Below are 21,474 nucleotides of genomic sequence, written 5' to 3'. Positions count from 1 at the left end.
CATTCTACAATCTATATATAAAATATATGTTTTATCACATTGAAGGAATAATTATGAAAATAGCAATTAATGGTGTTGGAATCGCTGGTCCTACTTTAGCATGGTGGCTTAAAGAATATGGTTTTGAACCGGTGTTATTTGAAAAAGCTCCTGAATTTAGAACCGGAGGTTATTTAGTTGATTTTTGGGGAGCTGGATGTGAAGTACTCAAAAAAATGGGGCTGTTTGAGGAACTAAAAAACAAATCTTATAAAATCAAAAATATTCATTGTTTTAATGGTAGAGGTAGAAGATCTTCAAAAGTAAATATCTCATCTCTTATAGAAGATAATTATGGCGAATTTCTAAGTGTTAAACGAGGAGATATTTCCTCCGTTATTTATAATGCTTGTGGTGAGATCGAAACTCGTTTTGGTACTTTTGTAACAAGCGTTGAAAATAATGATGATAAGGTTATCGCTCATCTCTCTGATGGAACAAAAGAATCTTTTGACTTAGTTATAGGTGCTGATGGACTACACTCACACACAAGATCTTTGGCTTTTAGTGATTCTGAGTTTAAAGAACATGACCTAAATACTTTTGTTGCAGCCTTTTCATTAGAAGACTACAAGTTTCATGAAAACTACACCTATGGACTGTGTATAGAAGATGATAGACAAATCTCTCGCGTAACATTAGAAACTGGGGAAACTTTAGTTATGTTTACGATGAGCTCTAACCTTGTTGATAAAATTCCTACAACATTAGATGAAAAAAAAGAAATCATTAGATCAGTATTTAAAGATATTCAATGGGAAGCACCTGAGCTTCTATCAAGATTAAATGATGTTGATAATATTTATTTTGATAGTGTTACTCAAGTGAAGATGAATAACTGGTATAATAATAGGATCGCCTTAGTTGGTGATGCTGCATCATGTCCTTCCATACTTATGGGACAAGGAAGTATATTTGCTATTATTGAGGCTTATGTATTAGCTGGTGAGCTTTATAAAGCTAAAGGTGATTACAAAGTTGCTTTCCCAGCATGGCAAAATAAACTAAAAGAGATAATCGACAGAAAGCAAAAACTTGGGCTAATGAATCTTTCAACATCAGCACCTGAAGAAGTTTTCAAAAAATATCTTTCTACTATTACTGTAAATATCTCTTCGACGCCAATAGTATCAAAATTTATTGGTGCTGGAATATTTCATAATGAAATAGAAGTTTCAGACTATAAATAATTTTAAAAAATCTAATATCTTTTATTATATGAAAACTGATCTTATAAATGTTGTAAATACTGAAACTTTGATATATTTGCAACAAACCTATAGTCAACTAGAATATTCTATTTCAGCGTCTAAAAAGAAATTACTTTATAAAAATAATCAATTATCACTATTAACTGATTCAAAAAAAATTTATATAGATTTTTCTGATAATGACATAGCTTCTAGGATAAATCCAAAATTAAAAAAATGTAGTGTTGTCCAAGCTGTAGAAGGAAGAAAAAAAGATAAAATGCTAATTCTTGATTCAACAGCTGGATTAGGTAGAGATTCATTTACACTTGCAGCAAGGGGTCATAACGTAGTTTCTATTGAAAAAGACCCTTACATATTTTTACTCTTAAAAAATGCTCTAGAAAGAGCTAAACAGATTGAAGACTTGAAAAACATAGCAGATAAAATAACTCTTATAAACCAAGATGCTAATGATTATATAAAAAACAATAGCTCTCTAATTTTTGACTGTATTTATATTGACCCAATGTTCCCTGAACGTAAAAAAAGTGCCAAAGTAAAACAAAACATGCAAATTATGCATGATATTGCATTTAATGATGAAAAAGGAAACAGCCTTTTAGTTGAAAATTCAATACAGTCACAAAAGACTAAAAAGCTAGTAATAAAACGACCAGTTAATGCTGAATTCTTATCTGCTAAAACACCCTCTTCACAAATAAAAGGCAAATCAAATAGATTTGATATTTATAGCATTTAGATTAAGTTTTTCTTAGCTCTTGTATATGCTACAACTAAAAATACTCCTGCCAAAATCATACAGCAAGCACTTACAAGAAAATATGGAGTAAATTCTTTTATATGTGCAGGAGCATTACTGATATCAACGATAGTTTGGCTATAATAAAATGACTTACTAATAAATACTGTAGCTAGAATTATTAACCCTATCGATAATCTAAATGCGACAAATATACATCCCAATACAAACAGCATATATATAAGATAATCAAACCCAAATAGCATTTTAAAATTTAAGATATATGGGTTAACAAAAAAATACATTAATAGCACCCATATAACTAATATTAAGAGGCTTACAATAATTGCAAGTATCAGTCTTATTTTATCAATAGCTTCAAACATAGGTTTAATAAACCAGCTAACACCTACTATAAGCACTGCAACTATCTGAGCTGACATAAAAATTAAAGCTGTTGATATACTATATTTTGCCGATAAATAAGTTATTATGAGAATATTTAGTATAACAAATGACCATGCTAGCCTATTTTGTTTGTAAAGTAAGATGGCAAATATAAAAAACATTAAATTGCCAAAACATTCTAACATTACATCATTAAGTGTAATCATATAAATTTATACCCCGGTATGTTTTGTTTAATCAAAAGAATATATACTACTATTATCTGACAATATATAAAGTAATATTATGAAGTCTTTTAAAAAGCAGATCACAATTTTTAGTTTATCACTGTTCGTAACTAACAGCTTATATGCTCTTGATAGCGTATACAGTTGGCAAGATTCCCGAGGCAATACTGTTTTTTCTCAAACTGAACCCTTGTTTGATAATGAGTTTGAAGAAATTGGAGTACATGTTAGTCAAGATGATCATGAACCTTCTCCGATACTAGAACAACTAAACTCAATAAAAGCTAATAATTTGTATATTAAATCTGAAGAAACTCAAGATCAGCCTCAAAAAAGTTCTCAAAGTAGAGAGACTATTAATGTAAGAGTTATATCTCCTGCACAGGGTGATAAGGTGTTTGCTCATGGAGCTAAACTACCAATAATACTTGAGCCTACTCTTACTGCTGAAGACCACCCTGTTTTCCTTATTAATGACATTTCCACTCGAGGTCATTATGAAAATGGCGTTTGGATGGTTTATAGACCTAACCCTGGAGGGGTTAGTATAAGTGTCCGAGGTACTACCCATGATCACAAGATTATAAATTCATCAAGTGATAGTCAAATCTACATAAGAAATGTTATGGGAAGATAATTTCTTTATTACCTTCATAACGCTTTCGTAAGCTAAGTATTTTCGTTATAATAAATTTACATAAAGTATAGGTTTATTATCATCTCATGAATAAAATAAATAAAATCTTAATAACTTTAACCATGGCTAGCTCATACTCTATCGCTCTTGCTGATTCTCAACAAGTTTATTCATGGAGATCTGAAAATGGTAATGTAGTGTTTTCAGAAGAAAAGCCCGCTGACAATGTAGACTATAAAACAATAAATGTTGGAAAACCAACCGTAGTTGATACAAAAACTTCCAAAAAATCGACTAAAGATATTAAAATTGGTCAATCTGATATAGAAAAACTAGCAAACTCTAAGCTTGCTGAAAATAATAAGCAGGAACTAGATAGTGCTCAAAGTCAAATTCTTGAGGTAACAATAACCTCTCCATCAGAAACAGAAAACAAATTCTCTAAAGAGGAGCAAATCCCTATTACTACAGATCCAGCAATTACTGCTGATGATCATCCTGAATTTCTAGTAAATGGTTCTAAAGTTCCCGGTAATTTCCAAAATGGTTCTTGGACAATACCTAGACCAGAGCCAGGTCAAAATAAAATTACAGTTGCTGGAACTACAGCCGGTGGTCAGCAAATAAAATCCACAAATGAAGCAACTCTAGGTATATTTAACGGCACGATTCAACAGATGAAAAATACTGGCAACTACCGAAGGGCTGCTGCAAACTAAAAGCTTATTATTAGACAGTTTCAAACAATTAACTTTTTATGTTTTATACCAATACGTATTAACCTTTTATCATGGATTTATATTAGAATTAACATTACTTCTAATTGAACCAATTAACCTCTATAAACTTCTCAGCATTTTTTTCTTTTAAATGATCCAAGTTAGGACACTTAGTAGTATGAATAACTACACCTTTAGATACACTCATATACCCCTCAATAGCATCTGGGTATTCTGGCTGACAACATTTTGCCATTTCATATTTCATACCATCAAAACCTGAAACTAAAATCTTTTTAACGTTAGACTTTGAGTTTGCATTTTTGTTCTGATTTTTCTTGTTTAAGGTCTCTTCTGCCGTATAAACATCAATTATATGATTAACAGCACTCTTAAGCCTAATATTACCATTCTCAATAGCTGCAAATAAACTCTCAACTGATTGAAAATTAAATTTTTGAGCAACTTCAAGGTAATTGACCTCTTCAACATCATAGCCCTTTAACTCTTTAAGAAGCCTCTCCTTTCCAAGAATCACATTATCTTCTTTATTCTGCTCATTAAACCACTTCGTTACACGCGAACGATTTTTAGCTGATGATAAATACCCCAATGATTCAGATGCCCACATTTTGCTTGGATTTGGTTCTTTCTGTGTAAGAATCTCAACCCTATCACCTGTAACCAATTTTGTTGTTAAAGATACTATTTTCCCATTTATCTTAGCTCCCTTAGTTCTATGACCAACCATTGTATGGACAGAATAAGCAAAATCTAAAACTGTAGATCCTTCAGATAAATCAATTAACTCATTTGCTGGAGTAAATACATAAAGTCTATTATTTAATTCTTTTGTAATATTGCTTTCTTCCTCATTGATCTCTTGTTCCCATTCAAGAAGAGATCTAAGCCAAGCTACACGAGCCTCATAAGAAGCATCAAACCTAACACCCTCTTTATAACGCCAGTGAGCGGCAAAACCTAATTCTGACTGCTCATGCATTTCATGAGTTCTAATCTGAATCTCTAGGTTTTTACCATTTTTTCTAACAACAGTATGTATTGATTTATAGCCATTTGGTTTAGGGTTTGCAATATAATCAGTAAACTCTTCATGTACAGGTGAGTATAGATTGTTTACTTCAGCAAGAACTTTATAACACTCATCAATATTACTAGTAATAACTCTTACAGCTGTTATATCAAAAAGTGCATCAATGTCCTTATAGCCTTTATTGCGGAGCTTTTTATAGATACTATAAATATGTTTAACACGACCTTGCACACCAGCATGAAGATCATATTTTTTGAGGGTTGTTTTTAAGTCTTTAATAACATCTATGAGAAACTGTTCTCGTTGTACCCGGGTCACACCTAGACTTTTTGCTATTTTTTTATATTCTTCTGCTTCAAGAAAGAAAAAAGCTCTATCTTCTAGTTCCCATTTGATACTACCTAAACCTAATCTATTTGCCAACGGCGCATAAATATCTAGCGTTTCACGAGCTATAACTTGCTGTGTTTCAGCTTTTAATGACTTAAGGTGTCTTATGGTGCAAAGTTTATCTACAATTTTTACTAATACTATCCGTACATCTTCAATAATTGTTAAGAGCATTTTTCTAAAGGTATCTATCTGCTCTAATGATATAGAAGATGATCTATACATTCTAATCGCAGACATTTTACGCGTACCTTGTAAAATATGAAGCACAGTCTTACCACAAGAAGCTTCTATTTCTTCATCTGTTATATCAGCAAAATTATATAGCTCATATAATATGCCTGCAGCAACAGACTCTTCATCAGCACGAATTTTAAATAGTATATACGCCATTTCAATCGCGTATAAAAAAGAACTAATTCCTGTTGGATGTCTTATACTTTCAGAACTTTTATCTTTGAGTAAATTTAATGCTGAATTTATAATTCCAAACTTGTCATCAGAATAGAAATCACTTAACTCAGCTATGAGCAAATCATCCTTTATTTGGCCACTACTATTTAAAAGTTTTGAATCAATAACTTGCATAAATACTCACTAAGTAAAAAATATAAAGTTGGTCTATAAGCCGGGTTCTGTAATAAACAGTCATTTATCTAGGTATGTTATCACTAACATACTCAAGCAACCTACCCTGCCACAGTACGAGCAGTACTATAGTGACGCTATTTGGTCTTGCTTTAGATGGGGTTTACAATGCCATTGAATGTTACCACCAATGCGGTGCGCTCTTACCACACCTTTTCACCCTTACTCTGCTATGCAAAGCGGTATATTTTCTGCTGCACTTTCCGTAGGCTCACGCCCCCCAGATGTTATCTGGCATCTTGCTCTATAAAGCCCGGACTTTCCTCACTCTCTAAACAAATAGATAAGCGCGACTGCCCGACCAACTTTATAAGTTTTAGCCTTCTCTAAGTCGGGCTAACTCTAACTTATTGTTTGATTTTACAGAATTATATTCTTCCTGCAAAGCAGTTATTCTAGCATTATAGTGTTTTTTTAATTTTATGACTTCTGATTCAAGGTTCATACGGTCATTATTAAGCTTTTGCCTAGACTCATTATATAGTTCTTGAAAGCTAGTTCTATCATACCTAACTGCTTGAATCATTTTAAAAAGTTCAATTACATCACCTGATTGAGTTTGCAACTTTTTGTTATCAAACTCACTTGTATAGTCAACAACCGGCTTACCTTTAAAACGACTATTATTGTTATTATGGTATCTTTTCTTGTGTTCAGAATGTGGTTTTTTCATAGGAAATAAAACTATAGAAAATTATAAGTGTTAATCTACCAAAGCCTACTAGTAAATGCAATATTTGTATCCGTTTATATCTTGTTTATTAGTTACTTTTATTAAAATTTATAGTTTTGAGTAAACATAGCACTTTCAAAAAGTTTAAATCAATAGGAAAAGAATGTATTATCTAACCTATTATATTTTCATAATATTTTATAATTAATGCAGTATAGAAAAGATATAGATGGATTAAGGGCTTTTGCTGTTATTTCAGTAGTTTTATTTCATCTTAATATCAGCTGGGTAAAATCTGGCTTTTTAGGTGTCGATATATTTTTTGTAATTTCTGGTTATTTAATAACAACTATTGTTATTAGAGATTTAGAAAATCAAATGTTTTCTATCAAAAACTTCTATTTAAGAAGAATAAGGAGAATACTACCTGCATTAATAGTTGTATTGTTATTCTCAACTTTTTTTGCATGGTTAATACTTCTGCCTCAAGACCTAGTTAACTATTCAGAATCAGCTACTAGTGCAATTGCATCATTTTCTAATCTTTTCTTCTTTATTAAGCTTGATTTTGGCTATTTTGGAGCTGATTCAGCAACTATACCTCTCTTACATACCTGGTCATTAGGTGTTGAAGAACAATTCTACATCGTATGGCCAGTGATTTTAGCAGTTATGTATAAGGCTAAGATTTCTGGCAGAAAATCTCTACTTACTATCTCAACGATACTATTTACAATTTCTATATTATTTTTCTTATCAGTAAACTCAAACATCTATATTTTAAATTCTCAAAGATGGTACTATTTCCCTCTCCATAGAGCATTTGAATTACTTTTCGGATGTATATTATCGATAATACTAGTTAAATATAAAGCCTATAGCTCAAACAAAACTTTACTAAACACTCTATCTGTAATTGCCGCTATTTGTTTAATCACTCCGGTATACTTTGTGGAAGTACCTTTCCCTAGTTACTGGACAATAGTTGCTTGCTTAGGTGCTAGTTTATTTATATATAGTGGCAGTGGCGAGGTTAAACCTTTTTGCAATAGGTTACTATCTTTTAAGCCTTTTGTAGCTATAGGTCTTATATCTTATTCTCTGTATTTATGGCACTGGCCAATCATAGCTTTTGTTAACTACCTAAGCATAGATAAAACATCTCTAGTTTGTTTTGCTATACTCGTTATTAGCATACTTATTGCAACATTATCCTACTTGTTTGTAGAGAAACCTTTTAGATATAAGTACAAGTTTAATTTCTCCAAAAGTGTGTTATTTTTATGGATACTTCCAATTATATTTTTTGCTGCATTTTGTTTGTCAGCAAAGTATCTTAATATTGGTTTTAATCAACCAAAAACAAATCAAAATACACTAACTTATTCATATAAGTTTGACAGCATTGATAACAATAAATGTTTTTTGATGAGACAATCTACTGAACTGTACTCAAAACAACTACCTAACCCTAAGTATTGTACTTTTGGTGATGCTGATTCTAAACAGACTAATTATCTAATTATAGGTGATTCACATGCAAGATCTGAAGTACCAATGCTTCAAATATGGTTGAAAAATGTTAATCAAAAAGCCTTTGTTGTGACTCAAAAAACGACTCCTTTTCTTTACAACTTAGCTAATATTATTGAGGGCGTATCCGCCCCTGATAGAAATAATGCTATAAAGAACCTGATAAAATCAAAAAAATATAAATACGTTGTATTATCTGGAGAATGGTCTAAAGACATTTATTCTGATTATATAAATTCATTAAAACAGTCTGTAAAACTAATTATAGATAATGGCTCAATACCAATACTAATACTAGATACTCCTATACTTTCCCCTAGCATGAATAATCTTTGCTCATTAGAAAAACAAAGCTTACCATTTCTTTTCAAAGAAAATGCTTGTCAACTTGATGTTAACTATGTATCTCAGCAACAACAATCTTTTATAAGTTTGGTGGGTAAAATTAAGAAAGATTATCCCCAGCTGATAGTTATAGATCCTAAAAAAGCACTATGCAACGATAAATACTGTAATACTGAAATAGATAACACACCGATATATGCTGACTCAAATCACCTTAACTATATTGGATCTGAGTTACTAGGAAAAGAATACTTAAAAAAATTTGGAAACCCACTAAAAAACATTTAAACTTACCTTGAACATTACAAAAAAGGAATAAAAATGCTATCACAAAAACTTTTAAAAGCACTTAATGATCAGTTTAACTATGAATTAGAGTCAGCAAATATCTATCTTGCAATGGCTGGATACACTGAGGACTTAGGTCTTGGTGGATTTACAAACTGGTTTATGGCTCAATATGAGGAAGAGTTATTTCATGCTAAGAAAGTCATGAAATTTATCAATGATAAAAATGGTCGCATTGAAGTTCAAGCAACTGCTGCTCCTCAAAATCATTTTAACTCGCTACTTGAAGTTTTCGAAGAAACATTAAGACATGAGGAAGATATAACATCAAAACTTTATCACCTAATGGATATTGCTTTAGATGAGAAAGAGCATGCAACTAAAAGCTTTTTACAATGGTTTATAGATGAGCAAGTTGAAGAGGAAGCTACAGTCTGTGACATGATTAATAAAATAAAATTAGTGAAAGATAGTGGTTTATACTTACTAGATCAAGAAGCTGCTAAAAGATCTTTCTCTCCTGGAACTTTATAGTTTCACATCTATCTATATTTTCAAAAAACTTATTTCAATACTTATATTTAATGCTAACTGCACTTACTATTAAACTAATAGTCCATGTTTTGCAGTATTAATAAATATCACTCAAAACATTGTTAAGGCTACTCTACTTCTAGCATAATTGTTATAATACTTCTCAAGAATTATTTAGCAGATTTAAAACATGAAGCTTTATGTATACCATCACTGTCCTTATTGCATTAAAGTTAGACTTGTTGCAGATTTAAGTAGTCTAAGTTATGAGTTAGTCTTTCTAGCTAATGATGATGAAAAATCTCATATAGATAAAATAGGCTCAAAACAAGTTCCATTTATTGAGCTTAATGATGGTAGCTTTATAAAAGAAAGTGATAATATTTGCAAATATATTGCAAAACTTAAAGATTTTAACATTGAGAACTCAAACATTGATAATTCAGTAAAAGAAAACTTAGCATTATTACCAGAGCATTACCGTCGAGTAGTATATCCTAGGGTCCCTTATCATCCTGCAAATGAGTGTGATTTTCCTACCCAAAGTGCTAGAGAATATTTTATATCTAAAAAATCTCAATATATTGGAGATATGGATGCATTACTCAAAAATCCTCCGTATGATGCTGTACTAGCTATAAATAAAATACTTAAAGAAATTGACCCTTTTATAAACACGCCCTTTATTAATGGAGATAATTTTTCTTGGGATGATATAAATATTTTTCCGACATTTTTTATACTAACGATGGCAAAAGGAATGATTGAATTTCCTGAAAACATAGCTAAATACATACAAAATATTGAAAGTAAAACAAACATAGAACTATACTAAGATGATAATATCCATAGAATCAATAGATAAAATACTACCTCAAACTCAGTGCCAAAAATGTACTTACGATGACTGCTATAGCTATGCTAAAGCTATCACAAATGGTGAATCACATAACAAATGTATAACTGGCGGTGAAAAGACATTAAAAGAATTATCACAACTTTTAAACAAACCTGAACTCCCTCTTGATAGCACGCTAGGTGAGCATAAGACTCGTGCTAGTGCAGTTGTTGATGAGTCAATGTGTATTGGTTGCGAAAAATGCCTTTTAGCCTGCCCTGTAGATGCAATAGTTGGTTCTAAAAAGCTTATGCATACAGTTATTGAAAGTGAGTGTACAGGATGTGAGCTGTGCATAGAGCCTTGCCCGATGGATTGTATTTCATTAGTTGATATTGCAACTGAAAGACAACCAGAAAATTTAACCGATAACGAATACGAAGATCAGAAAAATCATTATCGTAACAGGTATGATTATCACAAAGAAAAAGAACAACGAAACAAAGAGCAGAAACGCCAAGCTTATACAAATATAGCAAGAGCTAAAGATATGGATAAAAAGGCTTATATAGCAGCATCATTAGCTAGGTATAAAAACAAGAAAAAAGCTACTACTCGCAATGAATAAAGAAAAACGCACTAAAATATTTGAGATTTGGCGTGAAAATGATCCAAAACCAACAACAGAGCTAGAGTTTAACTCTACTTTTGAACTTTTAATTGCCGTGATACTATCTGCTCAAGCGACTGATGTTTCTGTAAATAAAGCTACTGAGGTTTTATATAAAAAGGCAAACACTCCAGAACAAATACTTGCACTTGGTGAACAAAAATTAGCTACATATATAAAATCTATTGGACTATATAAGACAAAAGCCAAAAATGTAATCAAAACTAGCAAAGACTTGATAGAAAAGTTTGATAGTACTGTTCCTGATGATTTTGATAGTCTAATATCTCTAGCCGGTGTTGGTCGTAAAACAGCAAATGTAGTTTTAAATACTGCTTTTGGTAAACCTGTTATGGCTGTTGACACACATATTTTTAGGCTTGCAAATCGTATACCTTTAGCTAAAGGAAAGACTGTTAATGAAGTTGAGAAAAAATTAATGCGTGTAATTCCTAAAGAGTTTTTACAAGACGCTCATCATTGGATAATCCTTCATGGTAGATATATTTGCACTGCTCAACGCCCAAAATGCCGTAACTGTATTATATATGACTACTGTGAATTTAAAGATAAGGAAAAATATATATGATATTTTCTAATGATAGAGTTGAATTGCGAGGTATGATGATATCAAGCTGGCAAAAATTTGTAGCTAAACAACCACTAACAGCCATAGAAGAACAAATTGCTAGAATTATAGAGTTACACCCTGAGTACCATAATCAATTTACTATGCAAAATATTGACACTGACTACTTGCCAGATATGGGACAAGTTAATCCTTTTTTGCATATAAGCTTACACCTTGCTATTATTGAACAAGTGCAAACAAATCGCCCTGCTGGTATTAATCAGATTTATAAAGATTTACTGGTAAAATACAACCATGATGAGCATAAGGTTCATCACACTATGATAGACTATCTAGCTGAAGAAATGTGGAGTTCACAAAAATATAACTGCGCTCCTGATGAATCAAAATATTTAGCAAATTTACAAGGATTAATTACTAAGTAAATATGATGAAAAGATTAATCTCAAAAAAAATATCAAAAGCTAATATAGATTTTAAACAGCCTCAAGGCTTACATATTATCGCAATAATTACTTTTTGTATTTGTATGAGTGTTGCTCCATTTATAGCATTACAAACCCAGCATGGCGATATTAACTTTTTTTATAACCGTAATGACCAAATCTTTGTAATTTTCTTTGCTGGTATTTTTGGTTGTATAAGCAATTATTTTCTTGGCTCAACCAAATCCATAGTCCATGGGCTTCAATTTATAGTACTGGCATTATTACTATCCTTTATTAGAAATATCGAATTATTTAGTTCTGCAGTTTTATGGGTTGGTCTAGCTATTGTAATTGTGAACTTACTTCTCAACCTTAGTTCTTTTTATCTTAAAACTGATTTACGTCGATTATATGGGTTTGTAGGTGTTTATTCGAGTGCCATACTTGGTATTGCGTTTGGCATTTTACTTAAGTTTGTTCTCTTTAATAGTTTTTTTCATTTCAAAATATTTTATTTATTATTAACTATTTCATTGTTAATGTTCTTTTTAAAAAATAGTTATAAACTAAACACTTCTTTAACTAGCCAAACTGAAAGAATAGAAATAAGCTTTTATGGGGTATTTGTTATATATTTAACGTTTGCATTGACTCTTTTTTACCTAATGATTCACATAGGGTTATTTAGTATAATAAATCTTCTAATTTTACCTATTTGCCTCATTATATTACATGTTTTAACCCGTGTAAATAATAAAGAAAATGGTTCAATATTGCTTAAATATGTATATTTTAGCTTAATTCTACTAATTGTTAATAAATTCCTGTTCTTAAGCTTTTTAAGATATGAAACTGGAATTGATCCAGACTACTTAAACTCACCAATTAGCACCTTCTTATTTTTACTTCTAACTTATATATTATGTTTATGTATCTATGTAGGTTGGAGGTTTAAAATTATAACACTAAAAGTAGAGTCTATAACAAATTCTAGTCTTATGAAGACTATGCTATATATAGAAGCTATAAGAGTAGCAATTTTGGTAATATCAATCCTTACTATAAATGAGCTTATAAGTAATATTATGATTATCTTTGCAACAGTTTTAGGGCTTATCTTAAATATTTTCATAACTCCAATTTATTTCTCACTAGGAAAAATATTAGCTGGTGGTAAAAATGAAATCTTCACAACTACCTTGTTATTCATGATATTTTCATCGTTAATATTTGTGTCTCTTCTCTATGATTTTTCATATAGTGCAAACTTATCCTTTAATTTTTAGCTATTTACCCCATATATCAATTATAAATAGTTGTGATATAATGCTGGTTAATAAGATTTTTATGTAATTAAAGTATTACATAATTATCTTTATGTAGATTTTAAATGCTGAATAAAACAAAATACCTCAAAGGAGAAAAAAATGAATCAATTTAACAATAACACTCGTGTTATAGACTCACTAAGTCCAGAAATGGCTTTAAGAGCAAATAAAGTACTTAAAAATACTTACTTACTACTTTCAATGACTTTACTATTTAGTGCTTTCACTGCTTATATAGCTTTTGTACAGGCATCTAATGGTGCTGGCGTTATGCTTAACCCAATCATCATGATTGTAGCTTATATCGGTTTACTATTCGGTATTAATGCAACTAAAAATTCTCCTTGGGGCATAGTGTTAACTTTTGCTCTAACTGGACTTTTAGGCTACTCGTTAGGTCCTATATTAAATATGTACATCAAGCAGTTCACAAATGGTGCTGAGCTTATTATGATGGCATTTGGTACTACTGGACTTATCTTCTTAGGGCTATCTGCAGTAGCAATGTCTCCAGCGAGAAACTTTAATCGTGTAGGTTCTTTCTGTGCAGTTGGTGCTATTGTTGCTATCGTTGCGATGGTACTTAACATATTCCTACAAATTCCAGCGTTAGGTTTTGTAATATCTTTAGTATTTGCATTTATCTCAGGTGGTTTTATCCTTTGGCAAACAAATGCTATCGTTAGAGGTGAAGAGACTAACTACATATTAGCTACTGTTAATATATTTGTTTCTCTATTTAATATCTTTATTACTTTATTACAAATCTTCGGTGCGGTTGCTGGCAACAGAGACTAATTTATATTAGAATCTAATCTAAACTACTTCTTTCTAATTATTCGCAAATGCTTTCAAATCAAATATCCAAAAAAGATACTATCGTATCTAATGCCTACGGTGCATCTTTTAGTATACTTTTAAATGAATACGCAAAGTCAAATAATGACTTTAACCTAATAATTACAGAAGACTCTCAACAAAGCTATAAAGTCTATAAAGAATTACAGTTTTTAGCTCAAGACTCTAAATTTGAAATACTCTATTTTCCAGATTTAGAGATTCTTGCTTATGATAGATTTTCGACTTCAATAGACATTATATCGCAACGCCAACGCATACTTTATAAACTAACTAAAAACCCTAAAAAAACGATACTAGTAACAAGTATTGCAACAATTTTAAAAAAACTTCCTCCTGCAAACTTTATCAAAGAACATAGTTTTATTTTAAAGGTTGAAGATACTCTAGATATTACAAAACAAAAAACTCAACTTGTAGAAGCTGGGTATACTTTAGTAAATAATGTTTTTGAGAAAGGTGAATTTAGTATTCGTGGGAGTATTATAGATATATTTCCTATTGGTGCGAAATGTGCTTACAGAATAGACTTGTTTGATGATGAAGTTGATAGCATCAAAGAGCTAAATTTAGAAACACAACGCTCAGCTAATGAAGTCAAACAAATTGATTTAATGCCTTCTCATGAGTTTATTTATAATAATGAAAATACAGAACTAGCTTTTCAACAATTAGAAAATCTATGTTCAACTGAAGTTCTTAGTTCAACAATCTGTAGATATATCGAAGATAATGAGTATTTTAGTGGTATAGAGTTTTATCTGCCATTATTTTATAAAGAGTTAGCGAGTATATTTGACTATATTCCAAATAATACAAAAATACACTTACTTGGAAATACTACAAGCTCAATAAGTGCTTTTTCAGATGAGGTAAAACAAAGATACAATGATCTAAAATTTGATATTGATCGTCCTATTTTACATTTTGATAATCTGTATTTATCACAACAGGAAATTAGTCAGTCTGTAGCTAAGTTTAGTCCGCTAAAATGGCACATAGAATCTAAGTCAAAATCAAAACAATTAGCAATAAAACCTTTAGAGAAGGTTTCGGCAAATTATAAACTTAGTAATCCATTTAAAAACCTACAAGAACTTATTGCTAAATCAAAGTTTGAAAAAATAATATTTTCAACAGATTCAAATGGTCGAGCGGATTTACTTTTAGAACATTTAAATAAACTACATTTAAATATAAAAACTGCTAAAAGTTTTGAGCAAGCATTAAATAATAACAATCTCTATAATATGATAGTTTCACCATTTGAAGATGGTGTAATTATAGAAGACAAAATCTTATTTGTAACAGAAACTGACCTTTTTCCTGAGCATATCACCAAGTCAAAAGCTAGTGAGCATGATCATTACCCTACGGTTGATCTAAAAGATTTAGCTGAGCTAAAACAAGGTATGTATATAGTACATATTGATCATGGGATAGGTAAGTATATTGGTCTTGAAACTATCGAACTCAATAACAAAAAAGATGAATTTATACTGCTTCTATATGCAAATGACGCTAAGATTTATGTACCAATCACTTCACTAAATCTGATCAGCATATATAATTCTTCTGCTGATGATAGTATTGCATTAAATAGGCTTGGATCTGATAAATGGCGTAAACAAAAAGAAAAAACCATCAAAAAAATTGTCGATACTGCAGCAAATTTACTAGATATCTATGCCAAACGAGAAATGCGACAAGGCTTCACAAACTCTTTTGATGAAGAAGAATATCTACGCTTTTGTGCTGACTTTCCTTATGATGAAACACCTGATCAATTAAAGGCCATATCTGAAGTGTTTAGAGATATGATTTCTGCTAAACCTATGGATAGGCTTATATGCGGTGATGTTGGTTTTGGCAAGACTGAAATTGCCATGCGTGCAGCTTTTTTAGCAACTCAAAATAATAAACAAGTTGCTATACTTGTCCCTACAACTATATTAGCTCAACAGCATTTTAATAACTTCCGTGATAGATTTGCAAATACTGCGGTAAATATAGATGTTATTACTCGCTCAAAAACAACTAAAGCTCAAAATGAATTATTCGATAATCTAAAAAATGGTTCTGTAGATATAATTATCGGCACACATAAGCTTATATCATCAAAAATTGATTTTAAAAACCTTGGATTACTTATAATAGATGAAGAACATCGCTTTGGTGTAGCTCAAAAAGAGAAACTCAAATCACTAAAGGCTGAGATAGATATTTTGACTATGTCTGCTACACCTATTCCTAGAAGTTTAAGTATGGCTTTCTCTGCTTTGCGTGATTTATCTATTATTGCATCAGCACCAGCAAAAAGATTATCAGTAAAAACATTTGTTAAAGAGTATGATGCTGGTATTATTCGAGAAGCGGTTAGTCGTGAAACAATTCGTGGTGGGCAAGTTTTTTATCTTTATAATAATGTCGAGACTATAGAAAAGAAAAGAGAAATTATTCAAGAAATATTTCCTCGCCTAAGAATAGCAATCGCTCACGGACAAATGAGTGAAAAAGAAATTCAAAAAATCATGTTTGATTTTAAGCATAATAAATATCACATTTTACTTTGCACCACCATTATTGAAACAGGTATAGATATACCAAATGCTAATACGCTAATTATTGAAAATGCTAATAACCTTGGGCTTGCTCAACTTCATCAAATTCGTGGTAGAGTTGGTCGCTCTCATCATCAGGCTTACGCATATTTGCTAACCCCTGAACTTGGTATAACTAAAGATGCAACAAAACGCCTACAAGCTATTGGAAGCACAGAATCTCTTGGTGGTGGATTTACACTAGCTAATCATGACTTAGAAATTCGTGGTGCTGGTGAAATACTTGGTAAAGAGCAAAGTGGTAATATTAATGGTATTGGACTAAATCTATACATGGAGCTTTTAGATAAAACAATCGAAAATCTCAAAACTGGTAAAAAGTTAGATATTGAACAGATAGTAAATTCAAATACATGTGAAATTGAACTAAATATCCCTACATTAATTCCAGATTATTACATTTATGATGTAAATACTCGTTTGAATGTGTATAAGAGAATTTCTAAAGCTAACCATCAAGAACTTATCAATATCAAAATAGAGCTAATCGATAGGTTTGGAAAACTCCCTCTTGAAGTGCTATATCTACTTAAAACCTCTCATATTCGCCTTGATGCTTTAGAAATTGGTATCACTCAAATAAAGATGTTTGCAACAAGTGGTAAAGTTGTATTTGCTGAACCAGAAAAGGTTGATTTACAAAAACTTATTAAGCTAATACAATCAAAATCAACTGATTTTAAACTGACTAAAGATCACGACTTACAAATCACGAAAGCAACTAAAACTGCTGAACAAAGAATAGAGTTTATCGAGATTTTTTTGAAAGAACTTAAGTAGTTACAAGTTTTTTAATCATAATTGAGAAAGACACATTATAGTAATTTCCTGATTTTAGGAAATTAAGGTTTTACTATAATAACTCTATATATTTTACTAAATACTATAACTAACAGCCATAACCTTATGAAAATTTACATCTAGTCATATAGAGTTTTGATTAGCATTTATATTCGCAGCTAAAGATTTTTTAATAATAGTTTCGAGAAGTTCTTTATGTTTGTGTTCAGAGTTATGCCTTAGACAATCAAGAGCATATTGCTGTAATATAACCAGTGGCAAGGTTATATTATCTCTCATCCGAATAGATCTTTCTTTTATTGGATTAGCATGTAAAAACTTCTCATTTTTACCAGTTATTGTAAGTAAAAACTTCTTAGCTAGAGTATATTCATTATATATCTGTTGCCAAAAGTCTTTATATTTAACATCTTTACTTATATGTTTGGTAATATTAAAGTTAGTCTGTTCTATACTTTGTAGAGCATTATCAAAAATCCCCTTAATTATGAGTGAATTTTCATATATTTTCTTTAAAGCTATTAAGTTGTCATCATTTCTGTTTACTATTGTGTTTATAGCAGTGCCAAGACCATGAAATGCTAAAATACTTTGGCGCATTTGTGCCCAAGCTGCACCATACGGAATAGCTCGAAGATCATCAAGTCTGATTTTCTCTCCGGAATTACGTTTTGATGGACGAGAACCAACTTTCATTTCACTAATATACTTTAATGGAGTAATTTCTGTAAGATAGTCGATAAATTCTGGATGATTTTTTAGGTCAGAATATGTGTCAAATGATAGTTTACCTAGCTCATCAATAAGTTCTACCTCTATAGGAGTTAATTTTGGAGCATTATGTAGATTTAGCTTTCCGTATAATCCTGAGGTTAAAATCTGCTCGAGATTATATTGTGCGCTATCAGTATTGCCAAATTTTGCAGATATAGTTTGGCCTTGAATAGTCACCTGTACATCATGGTTAGAAACTACATTTGATAGTCCTTTATAGAATAAAAACATATCTCCACCGCCTCGAGAAGGAGGTCCACCTCTACCATCAAAGAATATAGGCTTAATTCCTTTAGAATTAAAATATCTACTAAGCTCTCTTTTGGCTTCAAGGATAGACCAGTTAGCCATAAAATAGCCACCATCTTTTGTCCCATCAGAAAACCCTAGCATAATCGTTTGAGTATTATCCCAAATAATTAGGTTGTCGGTGTAAAGTTTTGTCTTAAGTAGTTCATCAATTATTTTAGTTGAGTTGGTTAAATCTTCCATTGTTTCAAATAAGGGAACAACTTCAATTTTGATTTTTTTATTATTGTTTTTGATATTTTTATTGAAAAGTCTAAATATTGTTAGAACTTCTAATATACTTGCAGCAGAGTCTGCATTACTAATAATATATCTTTCAATAGCATTATAGCCATTTTGTTGTTGGACATATTGTATTGTATTAATCGTTTCTAGTAGTTCTTTAGCAAGATCACTACTAAAATCTAGCTCAACTAGACTTTTTTCTTTACTTAATTTTGTTAAAAGTTTAATTTTTTCAGCATCATTGAGTGTTTGATAATCAAGGTTATAGTTTTCTTTAAAAATTTCATTAAAGAATAAATTGTGTATTTTAGCATTTTGACGAATATCTAATTTTGTAAAATGAAATCCAAAGATTTTAACCTTTAAAATAAGGCTATCTAGCTTATCTACGAACAAAGAATCATATTTATCATCAACTACATTTTTTACTTTTTTAAGAGAATTTATAAAATCATTGGCGCTAATATATTTATTTTCTTTTAGTTTTTTTCTAATTTTTGTGAGTTCTTCGTGTACACCTTCAAAAGTAAGTTTTTTAATAAGTCTTTTTAGATCTTTATTGTAGCAGTTAAAAATATTGCTTCTTAAATGTTTAGAAACTTTCTTAGTTACATTTGCTGTAACAAATGGGTTACCATCTCTATCTCCACCAGGCCAAAAACCTATTTCAATATTGGTATTGTTGTTTGTTAATTTATGCTGAACTTTAGGGATAATATTATAAAAAATATTGTTTAAGTACCATATAATAGATATAGCTTCACCTTCAGGAGTTGGTTTGGTTTTATTACTAAATCTAGTTTTTCCCATTTGTAGAAAAATATCTCTAATTTTATTTATATCGTTATCGATGATAGCTTTTTTAAGGTCATGAATGATAGGTAGTACAAGTTTTGCATAGAATTGAGTCGGATGAGCAGTAAGGACAAGTCTCGTTTTATATTCATTCAAAGCACTTGTTAGAGCATTTTCTTTACAATTTCTTTCGACTCTTCTTGTCAGCCTAGTAATGCTATATTCACCATTTAAATCATGAGTTTTTGCATAAGCAGCTTCTTCAATAGCATCTATTAGAACTATTTGTCTTTCTATATAGCGTATGAATTTTATAAATATTTGGAGTTTTTCTTCTTCGGATATATCAGGATATAGACTTCTTATAATTTCTATTGGATCTTTACCTTTCGCTAGTTCATTCTCACAAATATTAGAAAATGTTGCTAACCTTGAGGTTGCATTATGCTCTTTATCTAAAGGAGTACTTAAAAAAAGTCCATTTAGCATTTTATATTTAAGCTCAACTTCGGATTTATAGTTCTCTAGAAGCTTATTTTGGATAGAGTAGAATGACATCAAAACCTCCCTGAGTCAGGATAATCTTTTATTACTTTTCATGGATCTAGTTAATAATAAAGTTTAAAAAAAACTTATGAAATATATTCTAGCAAACATTTTGGTTAATGTACCAGAAACAGCTAGCAACCCTTATTCTTCTCAGCTAAAAGTTTATCGTAAATCTCTTGTATGCCTTCAGCTTCATTTTCAATTTTATATTTTGAAGTAACTAGGTTATAACCATTTTGAGCTATTTGATTTCTTAAACTATCATTACTCATTAAGATTTCTAATTTCTCAGCTATCTGCTCAGATGATTTTGTATCTACAAGATAACCATTTTCACCATCTGTAATAAACTCAGGCCAAGCTCCAGCTTTAGTTGCTATAACACTACATTTAGATGCCATTGCTTCTAGTGCTGGTAAGCCGAAACCTTCATTATGACTAGCACAAACGACTATATCTATAGCTCTATACCATTTAGGAATTTCTGCAGAATCTTTCAAAAATCCTGTAAATACTATTCTTGACTCTAACCCTGCTTTCAAAACTTTATCTTCGAGCATTTTTTTAAATTCTAAATCTTTTGGTGTAGATTCACCTATAACAACAGCACCCCAGTTATCATGATGTTGTAAAACTTTTATAACAGCATCAATAAACTCTTCTGTGCCTTTTGACTTTCTTATTCTTCCAAAAATGCCTATTGTATTTTCACAAGGCACTACAATATTCTCTGACTGTTTATCTTCACTAGTTGATGGATAAAATATACTAGTATTAACACCATGAGGAACAATATTGGGCTTATACTCTAGATATGATGCAGAAATATTTGATGGGCAGATAATCTCTGACATTTGATTTATGTAGAATTTAGTCAAACTCTTATGATAACGCTGTGCTACAGAAGTAAATACTAGGACTATCTTATATCTAAAAACATATTTTAAAATAATACCTGTTAACATATCTATATTTCTACGCGCATGCCAAATACGCCATTTATCTCGCCAACAACCAAATAAAAATTGCTTAAATGAAATTACTGGAACTTTATTAGAGTCAAGATTGAGCCCAAGCCCTACTATACCAGTTAACTTGGTCTGTTCTGGAATTACTGCCATCATACTAGCATTTATACCAGAAAATCGACGCCCTAAAGAAGGGGCTATTACATCTATTTTTTTAGTGTCTACTTTGCTCATTATCTTATATTTTAAGAGACTATTCATTCATTATAT

Annotated in this window: 18 protein-coding genes and 1 other RNA gene; 13 read left to right on the top strand and 6 right to left on the bottom strand. The window is 30.8% G+C overall.

The annotated features are described in order from the left end of the window. The first annotated feature begins 50 nt into the window (after positions 1–50). Together CDH04_RS03530 and CDH04_RS03525 are read left to right on the top strand one after the other, a co-directional pair. A complete protein-coding gene (locus tag CDH04_RS03530; RefSeq protein WP_112870886.1) occupies positions 51–1,229 on the top strand; it encodes an FAD-binding domain in 1,179 nt (392 codons plus the stop codon). A gap of 43 nt (positions 1,230–1,272) precedes the next feature. Further along, on the top strand, positions 1,273–1,992 hold the full coding sequence (locus CDH04_RS03525; RefSeq protein ID WP_409254763.1) for a class I SAM-dependent methyltransferase: 720 nt from the start codon (positions 1,273–1,275) through the stop codon (positions 1,990–1,992). Here the strand turns inward: CDH04_RS03525 and CDH04_RS03520 are convergent. Then, entirely contained in the window at positions 1,989–2,606 is a 618-nt protein-coding gene (locus CDH04_RS03520; protein ID WP_112869709.1) for a hypothetical protein, read from the bottom strand. The two genes, CDH04_RS03525 and CDH04_RS03520, sit on opposite strands and share 4 nt — an antisense overlap. A gap of 79 nt (positions 2,607–2,685) precedes the next feature. Between CDH04_RS03520 and CDH04_RS03515 the strand changes: the two genes are divergently transcribed. Further along, positions 2,686–3,264, top strand: a complete 579-nt coding sequence (locus tag CDH04_RS03515) for a DUF4124 domain-containing protein (RefSeq protein ID WP_112869708.1) — start codon at positions 2,686–2,688, stop codon at positions 3,262–3,264. A gap of 86 nt (positions 3,265–3,350) precedes the next feature. Then, positions 3,351–3,983 carry a DUF4124 domain-containing protein gene (locus CDH04_RS03510; protein ID WP_112869707.1) on the top strand — a complete coding sequence of 211 codons (633 nt, stop codon included), beginning with the start codon at positions 3,351–3,353 and terminating at the stop codon, positions 3,981–3,983. A gap of 100 nt (positions 3,984–4,083) precedes the next feature. Here the strand turns inward: CDH04_RS03510 and CDH04_RS03505 are convergent, their stop codons facing one another. From CDH04_RS03505 to CDH04_RS03495, 3 genes are all read right to left on the bottom strand, one after another. Then, positions 4,084–6,015 (bottom strand): RelA/SpoT family protein, encoded by a 1,932-nt coding sequence (locus CDH04_RS03505; RefSeq protein ID WP_112869706.1) that lies wholly within the window; start codon positions 6,013–6,015, stop codon positions 4,084–4,086. A 20-nt stretch (positions 6,016–6,035) separates the two neighbouring features. Then, positions 6,036–6,384: RNase P RNA component class A (gene rnpB, locus CDH04_RS03500), an RNA gene on the bottom strand. 7 nt (positions 6,385–6,391) lie between these two features. Next, positions 6,392–6,748 (bottom strand): hypothetical protein, encoded by a 357-nt coding sequence (locus CDH04_RS03495; RefSeq protein WP_112869705.1) that lies wholly within the window; start codon positions 6,746–6,748, stop codon positions 6,392–6,394. A gap of 207 nt (positions 6,749–6,955) precedes the next feature. Between CDH04_RS03495 and CDH04_RS03490 the strand changes: the two genes are divergently transcribed. The 9 genes from CDH04_RS03490 (at position 6,956) to mfd (ending at position 17,563) form a co-directional block, all read left to right on the top strand. After that, positions 6,956–8,914 carry an acyltransferase family protein gene (locus CDH04_RS03490; RefSeq protein ID WP_112869704.1) on the top strand — a complete coding sequence of 653 codons (1,959 nt, stop codon included), beginning with the start codon at positions 6,956–6,958 and terminating at the stop codon, positions 8,912–8,914. Between the two features lie 33 nt (positions 8,915–8,947). Next, positions 8,948–9,448, top strand: coding sequence for a ferritin (locus tag CDH04_RS03485; protein WP_112869703.1), 501 nt, complete (start codon positions 8,948–8,950; stop codon positions 9,446–9,448). A 190-nt stretch (positions 9,449–9,638) separates the two neighbouring features. Further along, on the top strand, positions 9,639–10,283 hold the full coding sequence (grxB, locus tag CDH04_RS03480; RefSeq protein ID WP_112869702.1) for a glutaredoxin 2: 645 nt from the start codon (positions 9,639–9,641) through the stop codon (positions 10,281–10,283). A gap of 1 nt (position 10,284) precedes the next feature. Next, positions 10,285–10,914 carry an RnfABCDGE type electron transport complex subunit B gene (locus CDH04_RS03475; RefSeq protein WP_112869701.1) on the top strand — a complete coding sequence of 210 codons (630 nt, stop codon included), beginning with the start codon at positions 10,285–10,287 and terminating at the stop codon, positions 10,912–10,914. After that, positions 10,907–11,545 (top strand): endonuclease III, encoded by a 639-nt coding sequence (nth, locus tag CDH04_RS03470; protein ID WP_112869700.1) that lies wholly within the window; start codon positions 10,907–10,909, stop codon positions 11,543–11,545. Before CDH04_RS03475 ends, nth begins: the two co-directional genes overlap by 8 nt. After that, entirely contained in the window at positions 11,542–11,973 is a 432-nt protein-coding gene (locus CDH04_RS03465; RefSeq protein WP_112869699.1) for a DUF1841 family protein, read from the top strand. Before nth ends, CDH04_RS03465 begins: the two co-directional genes overlap by 4 nt. Before the next feature lie 5 nt (positions 11,974–11,978). Beyond that, positions 11,979–13,262, top strand: a complete 1,284-nt coding sequence (locus CDH04_RS03460) for a hypothetical protein (RefSeq protein ID WP_112870885.1) — start codon at positions 11,979–11,981, stop codon at positions 13,260–13,262. A gap of 141 nt (positions 13,263–13,403) precedes the next feature. After that, positions 13,404–14,102, top strand: coding sequence for a Bax inhibitor-1/YccA family protein (locus tag CDH04_RS03455; protein ID WP_112869698.1), 699 nt, complete (start codon positions 13,404–13,406; stop codon positions 14,100–14,102). 47 nt (positions 14,103–14,149) lie between these two features. Then, positions 14,150–17,563, top strand: a complete 3,414-nt coding sequence (mfd, locus tag CDH04_RS03450; protein WP_112869697.1) for a transcription-repair coupling factor — start codon at positions 14,150–14,152, stop codon at positions 17,561–17,563. 144 nt (positions 17,564–17,707) lie between these two features. On the opposite strand, the gene CDH04_RS03445 is transcribed toward mfd, so the two are convergent. Then, a complete protein-coding gene (locus CDH04_RS03445; RefSeq protein WP_112869696.1) occupies positions 17,708–20,245 on the bottom strand; it encodes a phosphoenolpyruvate carboxylase in 2,538 nt (845 codons plus the stop codon). Between the two features lie 122 nt (positions 20,246–20,367). Then, on the bottom strand, positions 20,368–21,438 hold the full coding sequence (locus CDH04_RS03440; RefSeq protein WP_112870884.1) for a glycosyltransferase family 4 protein: 1,071 nt from the start codon (positions 21,436–21,438) through the stop codon (positions 20,368–20,370). Positions 21,439–21,474 lie beyond the last annotated feature (36 nt).

It is taken from the genome of Francisella adeliensis (assembly GCF_003290445.1).
GTDB classification, from domain to species: Bacteria; Pseudomonadota; Gammaproteobacteria; order Francisellales; family Francisellaceae; genus Francisella; species Francisella adeliensis.
Note: the sequence above shows the minus strand (reverse complement) of the source record. Positions and strands in the feature narration are given on the sequence as shown.